Genomic DNA, 8,558 nt, shown 5'->3' with positions numbered 1-8,558 from the left:
ATCGTGCGCCTGGCGAAGCGTTCATCGGAAGCGTCCTTCGCGAAGTCACGGCGGTCGAAACAGAAGGCGACATCGATCTCGCCTTTCTCCAGATGGCGCAGCAGCGCGCCGCTGCCCGCCACTTTCATCCGCACAATGATGTCGGGATGACCGGCCTGGAATCCAGGTAGCCAGGGCGCCAGCCGTGCCGAGGCAATCGTCTCCAGTGCGCCGATCGTCACCTGCCCGCTTGTCTGACTTGCCGCCGCCTGCACGGCCGCGCGCGCCTCGCCATCGAGCCGCAACAGATCCTCGGCGATCGGCTTCAGCGCCAGCCCCGCCGGCGTCAGCTCAAGGCCTGACTTCGCGCGTGTGAACAGGGCCGCGCCAAGCTCCGTTTCGAGCGCCTGGATCTGGTCGCTGACGCTCGATTGCGCGAGGTGGACCACTTCTGCGGCACGCGTGATGCTGCGGCTCCGCGCCACCGCAAGGAAGGTCTTGAGCAGTCTCGGATGCATCGGCGGCTGACGCACCTACTGCAGCTGCGGCTTTTTCAGAAAACTGCCGCGGTCGGCCGATTTGACGCGCAGCCAGGTTTCGCGGCCGTCGCGCAGCACCCGCATCGGAATCTCGGCCCCCGCCGAGCCGCTTTCCCACAGCTTGCGATAGAAATCGGCCAGCCCGTCGACCGCGCCGTCGCGGATGTCGGAGATGATGTCGCCCTGACGCAGGCCGGCCTTGGCCGCCGGGCCGCCCTCTGTCACGCTCATCACCACCACCCTGCCGTCGCTTTCGGCCGACAGGGCGCCGAGCCACGGGCGCGGTGGCTTGGCCACCTGGCCGCGCGTCAGGAGGTCGTCGAGAATGGGCGGCAACAGATCGATCGGCACCACCATGTTGATGTCGGCCACCTCGCCGTTGCGGCTCATCTGTAGGCGCAGCGAGCCGATGCCGAGCAGCGAGCCGTCGGCGCCGAACAGCCCGGCACCGCCCCAGGACGGATGCGCCGGCGCAATGAAGATCGCCTCGTCGAGCAGATATTCCCAATAGCCGGCGAATTCCTGCTTGGTGACGATCCTGGCCTGCACCGACTGGCCGATGCCGTCGGCCAGCACGACGGCGTCGCCGATCCTGGCCTTGCCGGCATCGCCCAACGCCACGGCCGGCAGGCCGAGCGGCGCCAGCGCCTGCACCAGGCCAAAGCCCGATTCCTGGTCATAGGCGAGCGCGTGCGCGGGGATGACGCGGCCGTCATGGCTGGTCAGCCAGACCTCTTCCGCTTCGGTGATGAGATAGCCGATGGTCAACACCAGTCCATCATTGCGAATGACGACGCCGCTGCCTTCCCTGAGCGTGCCGAGCGCCCCGGCTGTAAAGGCATCTTCGGGAACAGTAGCCCGCACGGCAACGACCGAGCGCGGATTGGGATTGATGGTCATGCTTTTGTCCTGGATGGGCTTTGGTGACATCTTCTATAGGTATGCCACGCCGGAGAAGGCGCAAGGGCGAGGAAGTGCCCAATTGCCGATGCCGGCTCTGCGGGCATCGATAATAGTTCAACGCAAGTTGAACTTACACATCCGCAGCCCTAGTTTATGGCGACCTGCCATCCTTCCCCGACACGAGGCCACGAAATGACCGACTACACACCGCCGAAAGTATGGACCTGGAACAAGCCGAGCGGCGGAGCCTTTGCCAGCATCAACCGGCCGATCGCCGGACCGACGCATGACAAGGAACTGCCCGTCGGCAAGCATCCGTTGCAGCTCTATTCGCTGGCGACGCCGAACGGCGTCAAGGTCACCGTCATGCTGGAAGAGCTTCTGGCGCGCGGCCACAAGGGCGCCGAATACGATGCCTGGCTGATCCGGATCAACGATGGCGACCAGTTCGGCAGCGGCTTCGTCGAGGTCAATCCCAACTCCAAGATCCCGGCCCTGATGGACCGCAGCGGCGAAACGACGGTGCGCATCTTCGAATCCGGTTCGATCCTGGTCTATCTCGCCGAGAAGTTCGGCAAATTCCTGCCGACCGAACAGCCGGCCCGCGCCGAGGTGCTGTCCTGGCTGTTCTGGCAGATGGGCTCGGCGCCGTATCTGGGCGGCGGCTTCGGTCACTTTTATGCCTATGCGCCGGAAAAGTTCGAATATGCCATCGACCGCTTCTCGATGGAGGTGAAACGCCAGATGGATGTGCTCGACCGCCGGCTGGCGGAGACCGAATATCTCGGCGGCAAGGACTATTCCATCGCCGATATGGCGGTGTGGCCCTGGTATGGCGGGCTGGCGCTCGGCCGCATGTACAATGATTCCGCCGAGTTCCTGTCCGTGCAGGAATACACACATGTGCAACGCTGGGCCAAGGCGATCGACGCACGACCGGCGGTCAAGCGCGGCCGCATGGTCAACCGCGCTTTCGGCGAGCCTGCCATGCAATTGCATGAGCGCCACGACGCCAGCGATTTCGAGACCAAGACACAGGATAGACTGGCCGCCGAATAGGCCATAGCGGGTCGCGGCAAAGGAAACCCGCCACCGACGCGACGTCGGGGCGGGTTTTCCCCAAGGTCCAGTGCTGCGGGAACTCCCTTAGTGCAGCACTTCAACGATCTGGCGGGTCTCCGGATCGACGAGGACCGTCTGGTCATTGATCACGGCGACGCGATATTTGACGTCGGGCACCTCACGCAATTCGACAGTGTCCGGCACCGAGGAGCCGAGCTTGAGTTCGACCCCCAGAAGGTTCACCGAGGCAAGCGGTTCCCTCTTGATGTATTCGCGAACGACCGTCTCCTGCTCCGGCTGGACGACGACGACGCTCTCCGCCAGCGCCGCACCAATGCCGCCCATCAGGACGACTGCGGCCGCCGCGCTTGTAAGATAAAGTTTCATGACCGTCTCCTAGTGACAATTGAATTCCGCCCTCCATAAAAACTCCACCGCTGCCATGCGGTTCCATCAAACTTCAGAATTGAAGATGTTACGTTTTCGGTTCGGATATTAATTTGTTGCTGATCAGACATGCGGCAGACAGCGCGGAAATGCTTGAAAACTTGCACAAATGTGTACGGACATTAGAAGACGAAAAATTCCTGCTGTAGCCGGATTGGCGAAGCACCTGTCGTCGCCGCGTCAAATCAGCCTCGCGTCTGGACAATGGGAGCACGAAAAAGGCTCGCCCCGCCGGGAGCAGAGCGAGCCATGGCAGTTCCGATGGAGGTGGCAACCTCACCGGTACCGCTAGAGAACGCGAAGCATCATCACTTGTTCCACCTGACGGCCTGAGCTCCATGCGAAGGAGGTCGCGCATGCGTCATGTTCCCACGATAACGCTGCGCCGAAATCTCCGGCAGGGATATGCTCGGACGCTGTCTCAGTGACCAAACACCGTGGTCGCGCTGGTGGCGAGGTTCCCCGAATTGCCCGGGCGCACACGCGCGAGTGATCCTGGCTACCCGGTCTTAAAGCCGGACACCGTCGCGACGCAATGGCGGGAAGGCGTCTACCGGATCCTGGCTCGGCGCGATATCATGCGAGCCCCTGAAGATCAGCCTCACGATGAGCACGAAGTAGCCGACCTGCAGGACAAGCAGCGTCGCTATCGTCCAGGCAAATGCCTCCCAGAAAGAGCCGGTAACCATATAGGTCCAGACCGCGACGATGATGGCCGTGGCTGACATTCCTACGAGAAACTGTCCAAAATACATGGTTTCCCAAAACCGTCGAAACCGCGGCGGTTCCGATCAGTCCCTGCCTCATTCCCATTTCCCGCAGACAACATTTCATTATTTTAGCAACTTCGCAAGTAAGCGGCCCATCTCCACTGCGCTCTCCATTGCGCGGCGACTTGGCAAGCGTGGCGATCCGGGGACGGCGGCGGGTGCTGGCGGGGGCTGCCAGCTGTCGGCAATCCAGAAGCACGCCTGCAGTTCAAGCACGGGAACAAACGCCGGCACCCCGAGTTTCGCCTGCAGTTTTCAAGGAAAGGAGCCCAACATGGCACCGCGCAACAAACCAGACGCCGATATCGAAGATGACGCACCGCAGGCGGACGGGCCGACCATCGAGCAGCAGGATTGGGATGCAATCAAGGGCGGCGAGATCCTGCCAGAGTCCGTGCCGGAAAACGGCGACATGCGTTACGGCATCGAAAAAGACGGCGATCTGCCCGACGAGGACGACGATAACGCGTACCAGGACAGCGACGACGCCCTTCCCGATGATGAGGAAGAAGCCGCGATCACGCGCGATCAGAACCGCGAGGGCCCATTCGACGAGACGTGAGCCATTCGTCGCCCGAGACATGACTGCCTGTTGTTGAACTTGCCAAAGCCACATTTTCCATGCCCGTTTCGCGGGAAAATGTGCTTGGCTGGCTAAGTTTTCCCCCTAAGCTTTATATGAGATTTACCTAAAATAGCGGAACATCCAAGGGACATTATCGGAACTGAACAAGGCCCCTTGGACTTTTGCGCACAACAGATAAGACCTTGGTCCTACAGGAAATAGCAAAAGCCCGACCTGACCGATTGAAGCTCCGCCAAGGGAACATCGGGCCGCGCTTGTCGTTTGTCGCGAAGGTTCGGCACCCCTGGTGTGCCATATCTGGAGAACGGCGCGATGCCCCACCGATCCACCATCGTCAAGACAGGCCATGGTCCAGGCACGGCGATCGCCGTGCTCATGGTTGGATTGATGGCGGTGGGCATCGTCTTCGTTGTTCTCGGCAGTTCGCTCTACTTCAGCGAGCAGCCTGCGGATCAACGTGCCCTGCCTTCGCCGCCCGCTCGATCGACACACGATAGCAAAGCGGCAAACTGAACGAGCCCGAACCAATTGCCGAGCGATGGCGAGATTGCGGCCGCGCGGGTCCTCCAGGCTTCGTCCAGTGGAGCGGACGGCTTCGGGCGATGTATTGTCCACCGGAGGCTTTTGGCGCCGCTTGCATTAATATTAGACGTATAGAATATAAGGATGGCCGGCGACCGCCAGAAGTCGGCTGGCCCGGCGTGCCTCCCTTTGCACCTGGCTGCCGGGCCATTTCTCGCCAACGGATGGCATGCGTCGGTGCACCGTCATCTTGACGTCTTCGCTTCTGTCTGGCGCGGATTCACCTTCGCGCCGCCTCGCCATGTGGAGCTCCAGCCTCGGCAAACGGCATTCTGCTCGGCAACCGCCGGAAAAATGCGGACGCCGAGCCGATCGCGCTGGTCAAGCCGCTAAGACGTGCTGGCTAGCTGCTAAAACCGAAGGATGACCGAGGGCCCGCGTCTGCGATAGCACCGGACGCGACGGCGACCATGCCGCCAATAACTACGGCAGACCCGTCTCCATCGCCGCCCGTGCCGGCGCCGGCGCCAGCCCCGATCCCGGTCCCGATCCCGGTCCCGATCCCAGTCCCGATCCCAGCGTCGATGGTCGACCGGCTGCACCTCCGCATGTGTACCGTCGTCGAAGGCCTCTGTTTGTGACGCCTCTATTTCATCGAGAATGCCGTTTCCGGCGCCTGGAACACCGGCCACTGCTTCGGTCGGGCGAATTGCCCCTGCAAGGGCTGCTGCCCCGGCAATGCCAAACATTGCTGTCAAGAAGGATCGCCGATCCATAGTAAACCTCCCAATGTTGCATAAGCTGAACGAAGCGCTCGCTTGCCGAATGAGCAGGCCCGCGCGTGGTGAAGATAGAGGATTCGCCAGCCGCCGAAGCGGCTTGCGAATCCTATCAGCGCAGGAAGGGACGTTGCTGCGCCGATCGACGACATGTCAGCCAAGGACTATTCCCATCCCCAGAAAGGTGACGGCCGTCGCGAAAATCGGTGCGAGCAACCAGCGCGCTTGGCAAACACTTTTGTCCATCTGTTTCTCCGAATCCGGGAGACAAACAGTCGTGAACAGAGAGCCGTTCCCGTCGGTAAGACTAATGCGCTCGCGGACCGGACTTAAGTCGCACTTCTCATCCGACCGAAGCCCCAGCGGAGGAACATTTTCATTTGGCTCAAGTTCAGTTGCTCGTCAGCGTTGGACGATCTTGTCATGCTGACTCGCAAGGAGAAACAGTATGAAAATGCACCTAACGGGCACCGCTGCGGCGCTATTGCTGTTGGCCGGAGTCGGCGCCGTTGCCGCTCAGGACGTTGTCATTCAGCCTGAACAGGACACGGTCATCCGCGAGTATGTGAAGAAGCAGCCCCTCGCTTCGGTCAAGGTTCCCGGTGTGGAACTGAATATTGGTAGCGCGTTGCCGGAAACGGTCGAGCTTCATGAGATCCCCGATGTCCAATACCGCTACGTGGTCGTCGACAACCGCACCGTCCTGGTGGATCCGGGCACCCGCAAGATCATCAAGGTCTACGACTGAATTTCGAACGGTCCCAAACCCGCCGCCAGCCACGGCGGCGGGTCGCACATGTCAGGTTCCAATCAGGACGAGTGAAGATGACAAGCAAAGCTGTGAGATCCCCTGCTTTGGGCGTTCGCCTGGCCGATCTCCAAGCCAGAATGCGCAATGCGCGGGTGACGGATGCCGAAATGAAAACCTTTCAAAAGGTCGCGGCCATCATGGAAGATCGTCATGGCCGGATCGATGCCGACGACCTGATTGCGGCGTCGTTCCTCGCCGATCCGGTGCAGGAGCGACGGACGCCTTGAGGGGCATGCCGACAACCAGCAGACTTTTTGATTCCCCGTCCCGGGAAAGCGCGCCGAAAGTCTCAGCCGAATCCGCACTTTTGCTCCGGCCTATTCCGCTTTCGCGGAAGTTTCGAGCGACCTGCGATGTGCAATGTTGCTAATGCGGCGGTACGAGCCGCCCTGGTTGACGCGGGCGCCCGAGCCATCCCAACAATGCGCCCCCCCGTCCGCGTCGACCACGGAAGCCGCCCAGCGCTGTCTTCCCTCGCGAACTCCTCAAGCCGGCCTGCCTGATGCGGCCTGCGGCGACGGTCGGGCTTCAGCCGCCGACAAGCGCCTTTGTGGTCACCAGATTGACACCGGCCTCCGCGAATTCGCCATTGTGCCTGGTGATGACCTGTTCGGCACTCTCGCTGGCATTGTCCAGCGTGCTGTGCGCATCGGACACCACGGTCACGCCGAGCCCTCTGGCGATCGCGCCCTTGACCGTCGCGGCCACGCAAAAATCGGTCTGTGCGCCCAAGAGCACGACAGCACCCGCACCTTGCCCGGCCACCCAGTCGCCGAAGGCGGGATTGCTGAATGCATCGCGCACCGATTTGGCAAAGGTCGGCTCGTCCGCCGCCTGGCCGAGCGCGGGCCAAACCGGCCAGCCCGGCTCATCCGGTGCCAACGGATCGCCATCGGGTCCGTCATGCCTGATAAAAGCGACCTTGCGCCCGCCGCGCCGCGCCCAATCGATCACCGCCTTGGTGCGCTCGACAATGCCTGGCGCATCATGGATCGGCGGCTCGTGCACACCGTCGAACATGCCGGTCTGGAGATCGATGACAATGAGCGGCGCGTTGTCCGGGAGGCTGGGAGCTGACATGGATTTTCATAGCACAGCGGACAATGCGATCAAGGTTCCGTTCACTCCGGCGCGCCGGCAAACAGCACGATGCTGTCGCCGCCGGCGGCCGGCCAATCCCTGATGGTGCGGTCGTTGCCGCCGGTCAGCACCGTGCCATCGGCGGTGAAGGCCACCGCGTAGATCGGGCCAGTCCGGCTATCGAACATCGCGATTTGGTTGCCGGTGTCCATGTCCCACAGCCGCGCCGTGCCGTCGAGCGAGCCGGAGACCAGGCGCTGGCCGTCGGCCGACAGCGCCAATGCGTAGACAGTGCCTTCGTGGCCTTCAAAGCGGCGCGCTTCGCGGCCGCTGTCCAGATCCCAGAGCTTGATCGTGTAATCGCCACTGCCGGTGACCAGATGATGCCCGTCGGCGGTGAACGCGGCGCCATATGTGCCTCGCTCATGCCCGTGCCAACTTCGTAATTGCTTGCCGCTTTCAATGTCCCAAAGTTTCAGTGTGCCGTCTATGCTGCCGCTGAGGGCTTGCCTGCCATCGGGCGCGACGGCGACGGCGCTGACCGACCAGCCGTTCCCGCTCATGGCGTGCAGCACAGCGCCCTTCTTGAGATCCCAGACGATGACATTGCCCCTGTCGTGCCCGCTGATGGCATGTTTGCCGTCCGGGCTGATCGCCAGCTTTCTGACGCCGCCATTGCCGCCCGAGGAGAAGACATGCAGCACCGCGCCGTCGGAAAGTTTGCGCTGCACGATCTCGCCGTCGTCGCCGGCCGTCAGCGCGCTGACGCCGTCGGGCATGAACAGCGCCGTGCGGGCCATATCCTTGTGCACGCCGAGAGTGCGGATCAGCTGCTTGGCGGCGATGTCCCACAGCTTGATCGTGTGATCGGTGCTGGCGCTCATGATCGAGTGCCCGTCGGGCGCCACCGCCAGCCAGACGACCGAATCGCGGTGGCCCTCGGGCTGCGTCGGTAGCGGCGGCGGAGCCGGCGGCAATGGCGCCACGATGGGCGGCGGAATGACCGCGACCTCCGGCGGCGCCGGAGGCGCGGGCGCGGTCGGCGGCACTAGCGTTGGCGGGGGCGGGTGCACCAGCGCC

At 62.5% G+C, this 8,558-nt stretch carries 12 protein-coding genes; 5 read left to right on the top strand and 7 right to left on the bottom strand.

The window, feature by feature from the left end; genetic code table 11:
* Positions 1 to 497, bottom strand: a 497-nt coding sequence (locus EN750_RS09205; protein WP_145967518.1) for a LysR family transcriptional regulator, incomplete at its 3' end; no start/stop codon positions are given.
* Positions 498 to 512: 15 nt separating this feature from the next.
* Entirely contained in the window at positions 513 to 1,418 is a 906-nt protein-coding gene (locus tag EN750_RS09200) for a S1C family serine protease (RefSeq protein WP_013530631.1), read from the bottom strand.
* Between the two features lie 195 nt (positions 1,419 to 1,613).
* Between EN750_RS09200 and yghU the strand changes: the two genes are divergently transcribed.
* Positions 1,614 to 2,480 (top strand): glutathione-dependent disulfide-bond oxidoreductase, encoded by an 867-nt coding sequence (gene yghU / locus EN750_RS09195; protein ID WP_127396226.1) that lies wholly within the window; start codon positions 1,614 to 1,616, stop codon positions 2,478 to 2,480.
* Between the two features lie 87 nt (positions 2,481 to 2,567).
* Here the strand turns inward: yghU and EN750_RS09190 are convergent, their stop codons facing one another.
* Positions 2,568 to 2,870, bottom strand: coding sequence for a DUF1236 domain-containing protein (locus EN750_RS09190; RefSeq protein WP_027035237.1), 303 nt, complete (start codon positions 2,868 to 2,870; stop codon positions 2,568 to 2,570).
* A 569-nt stretch (positions 2,871 to 3,439) separates the two neighbouring features.
* Positions 3,440 to 3,658, bottom strand: a complete 219-nt coding sequence (locus EN750_RS09185) for an exopolysaccharide production repressor protein (RefSeq protein WP_306462370.1) — start codon at positions 3,656 to 3,658, stop codon at positions 3,440 to 3,442.
* 316 nt (positions 3,659 to 3,974) lie between these two features.
* Here EN750_RS09185 and EN750_RS09180 point away from each other — a divergent pair, with 316 nt between their 5' ends.
* A complete protein-coding gene (locus EN750_RS09180; RefSeq protein WP_127268526.1) occupies positions 3,975 to 4,262 on the top strand; it encodes a hypothetical protein in 288 nt (95 codons plus the stop codon).
* Between the two features lie 336 nt (positions 4,263 to 4,598).
* The gene (locus EN750_RS09175) at positions 4,599 to 4,799 is read left to right on the top strand and encodes a hypothetical protein (RefSeq protein ID WP_127396224.1); all 201 of its coding nucleotides are present in this window, start codon (positions 4,599 to 4,601) and stop codon (positions 4,797 to 4,799) included.
* Positions 4,800 to 5,562: 763 nt separating this feature from the next.
* Here the strand turns inward: EN750_RS09175 and EN750_RS39920 are convergent.
* A complete protein-coding gene (locus tag EN750_RS39920; protein WP_210212736.1) occupies positions 5,563 to 5,748 on the bottom strand; it encodes a hypothetical protein in 186 nt (61 codons plus the stop codon).
* A 287-nt stretch (positions 5,749 to 6,035) separates the two neighbouring features.
* Here EN750_RS39920 and EN750_RS09165 point away from each other — a divergent pair, with 287 nt between their 5' ends.
* Complete coding sequence (locus tag EN750_RS09165) at positions 6,036 to 6,335, top strand: DUF1236 domain-containing protein (RefSeq protein WP_127396222.1); 300 nt, start codon at positions 6,036 to 6,038, stop codon at positions 6,333 to 6,335.
* 140 nt (positions 6,336 to 6,475) lie between these two features.
* Positions 6,476 to 6,625 (top strand): hypothetical protein, encoded by a 150-nt coding sequence (locus EN750_RS09160; RefSeq protein WP_348629584.1) that lies wholly within the window; start codon positions 6,476 to 6,478, stop codon positions 6,623 to 6,625.
* A 301-nt stretch (positions 6,626 to 6,926) separates the two neighbouring features.
* Here EN750_RS09160 and EN750_RS09155 read toward each other — a convergent pair whose 3' ends face one another.
* Positions 6,927 to 7,478, bottom strand: coding sequence for an isochorismatase family protein (locus EN750_RS09155; RefSeq protein WP_127396221.1), 552 nt, complete (start codon positions 7,476 to 7,478; stop codon positions 6,927 to 6,929).
* A 41-nt stretch (positions 7,479 to 7,519) separates the two neighbouring features.
* Positions 7,520 to 8,558, bottom strand: a 1,039-nt coding sequence (locus tag EN750_RS39350) for a WD40 repeat domain-containing protein (RefSeq protein WP_189526113.1), incomplete at its 5' end; no start/stop codon positions are given.

The sequence above is a fragment of the Mesorhizobium sp. M7A.F.Ca.ET.027.03.2.1 genome (assembly GCF_003999175.1).
Lineage (GTDB): Bacteria > Pseudomonadota > Alphaproteobacteria > Rhizobiales > Rhizobiaceae > Mesorhizobium.
The sequence above is the reverse complement of the archived record's forward strand: the minus strand, read 5'-3'. Positions and strand labels throughout refer to the sequence as shown.

Bases quoted from the DNA above. Each gene is read 5' to 3' on its own strand.
- EN750_RS09200 (WP_013530631.1), bottom strand. From the start codon at position 1,418: ATGACCATCAATCCCAATCCGCGCTCGGTCGTTGCCGTGCGGGCTACT.
- yghU (WP_127396226.1), top strand. From the start codon at position 1,614: ATGACCGACTACACACCGCCGAAAGTATGGACCTGGAACAAGCCGAGC.
- EN750_RS09190 (WP_027035237.1), bottom strand. From the start codon at position 2,870: ATGAAACTTTATCTTACAAGCGCGGCGGCCGCAGTCGTCCTGATGGGC.
- EN750_RS09185 (WP_306462370.1), bottom strand. From the start codon at position 3,658: ATGTCAGCCACGGCCATCATCGTCGCGGTCTGGACCTATATGGTTACC.
- EN750_RS09180 (WP_127268526.1), top strand. From the start codon at position 3,975: ATGGCACCGCGCAACAAACCAGACGCCGATATCGAAGATGACGCACCG.
- EN750_RS09175 (WP_127396224.1), top strand. From the start codon at position 4,599: ATGCCCCACCGATCCACCATCGTCAAGACAGGCCATGGTCCAGGCACG.
- EN750_RS09165 (WP_127396222.1), top strand. From the start codon at position 6,036: ATGAAAATGCACCTAACGGGCACCGCTGCGGCGCTATTGCTGTTGGCC.
- EN750_RS09160 (WP_348629584.1), top strand. From the start codon at position 6,476: ATGCGCAATGCGCGGGTGACGGATGCCGAAATGAAAACCTTTCAAAAG.
- EN750_RS09155 (WP_127396221.1), bottom strand. From the start codon at position 7,478: ATGTCAGCTCCCAGCCTCCCGGACAACGCGCCGCTCATTGTCATCGAT.